Genomic DNA, 1,282 nt, shown 5'->3' on the forward strand with positions numbered 1-1,282 from the left:
CAGGGCCCCGAACGGCTCGGGACGCAGCGCCACTCCGGGGTGCAGGCGCCAGCCGGCGTCGAGATCGAAGGCCGCGGGCGCGGCGTCCTGTCCGGCGCCGGCCGGCGCTGCTGCGGAGGTCATGTCAGTAGACCCCACACATACCGTCGATCGAGACCTCCTCGATGAGGGCCTCCTCCAGCACTACCTCGGTGTTCTGGGTGTTCTCCACGGCGGTTCCTCTCGTCAACGCGGTTGGGTTCCTCACCACTCCAGGTGAGACCTGCATCATATTGGCACCTAGTGCCAATTGCAATGGTCAATGCACGGTCCGCGTCCGGGATGGCTCTAGGCTTGTCGATCATGGGAATGACGGAGTCTGACGACAGTCGCGTCCCCGGGCGACGACCGTCCACGACGCGCGCCTCGATCGTGGCGGTGGCGTTGAGGCTGTTCGCGCGCCAGGGATACGACGCGACCAGCGTCGACGAGATCGCCGAGGCCGCACACATCTCCCGGCGGACCCTCTTCCGGTACTTCCCGGGGAAGGCGGCGATCGCGTGGGGCGAGTTCGACGTGCAGATGGACGGGATGCGGCGACAGCTGGCCGAGATCCCCGGCTCGACCCCGCTCCGGGACGCGCTGGCGGACTCGCTCGTCGCGTTCAACACCTTCCCGGACTCCGAGACCCAGGTGCACCGCCTGCGGATGGGACTACTGCTCGGGGTGGACGAACTCCAGGCCCATTCGACGCTGATGTACGCGGACTGGCGGAGGGCCGTCGCGGAGTTCGTGGCCGCGCGTCGCGGGGAGACCGTGCACGATCTGATCCCGGCCGCCACGGCTCACGCCGCGCTCGGGATCGCCCTCTCGGCGTACCGGCGCTGGGTCGACGAGCCCGACGCCGACCAGGCCCGGCTCCACGAACTCCTCAGGCAGGGGACGTGCATCCTCGCCTGAGGCCGGACGGAGAGGCCGGACATCACACCTGGCGAGCGGCGATCCCGTTCAGCACCTCGGCGAGCTGTTCGGGGATGGACACCATGGCCATGTGCCCTGAGTCGAGGAACACCGTGCCACCGCCGACCAGGTCGGCGGAACGAGCCTGCAGTTCAGGCGTGTAGCACGTGTCGCGGGTGAGCCGGATATAGGTCCGGGGCACGTCCACGGCCAGGCCACTGAGATCAACGGGTTCCGACAACAGGGCCGCGGCGTCCTCGACCACCTGCCCGATGGTCCACTGCGTCTGCTCCGGGGTCATGTCGTTGCACAGCATCGCGGGGACGGCGGCGGGGTCCTGGCG

At 69.0% G+C, this 1,282-nt stretch carries 2 protein-coding genes and 2 pseudogenes; 1 reads left to right on the forward strand and 3 read right to left on the reverse strand.

The features are described 5' to 3' along the window. Positions 1-123: pseudogene (locus G6021_RS17430) on the reverse strand (mycofactocin biosynthesis chaperone MftB); the annotation flags it as partial. 1 nt (position 124) lies between these two features. Further along, positions 125-211, reverse strand: a complete 87-nt coding sequence (gene mftA / locus G6021_RS13650; RefSeq protein ID WP_067716580.1) for a mycofactocin precursor MftA — start codon at positions 209-211, stop codon at positions 125-127. A 137-nt stretch (positions 212-348) separates the two neighbouring features. Here mftA and mftR point away from each other — a divergent pair, with 137 nt between their 5' ends. Then, the gene (gene mftR, locus G6021_RS13655; protein WP_179525886.1) at positions 349-939 is read left to right on the forward strand and encodes a mycofactocin system transcriptional regulator; all 591 of its coding nucleotides are present in this window, start codon (positions 349-351) and stop codon (positions 937-939) included. A 22-nt stretch (positions 940-961) separates the two neighbouring features. On the opposite strand, the pseudogene G6021_RS17435 reads toward mftR, so the two are convergent. Next, positions 962-1,282, reverse strand: a pseudogene (locus G6021_RS17435) (alpha/beta hydrolase); the annotation flags it as partial.

Source organism: Dietzia sp. CW19, from assembly GCF_014145265.1.
GTDB lineage: Bacteria > Actinomycetota > Actinomycetes > Mycobacteriales > Mycobacteriaceae > Dietzia > Dietzia natronolimnaea.

What these genes read in the sequence shown, in the direction of transcription:
- mftR (WP_179525886.1), top strand. Translation starts at nt 349, where the DNA reads ATGACGGAGTCTGACGACAGTCGCGTCCCCGGGCGACGACCGTCCACG.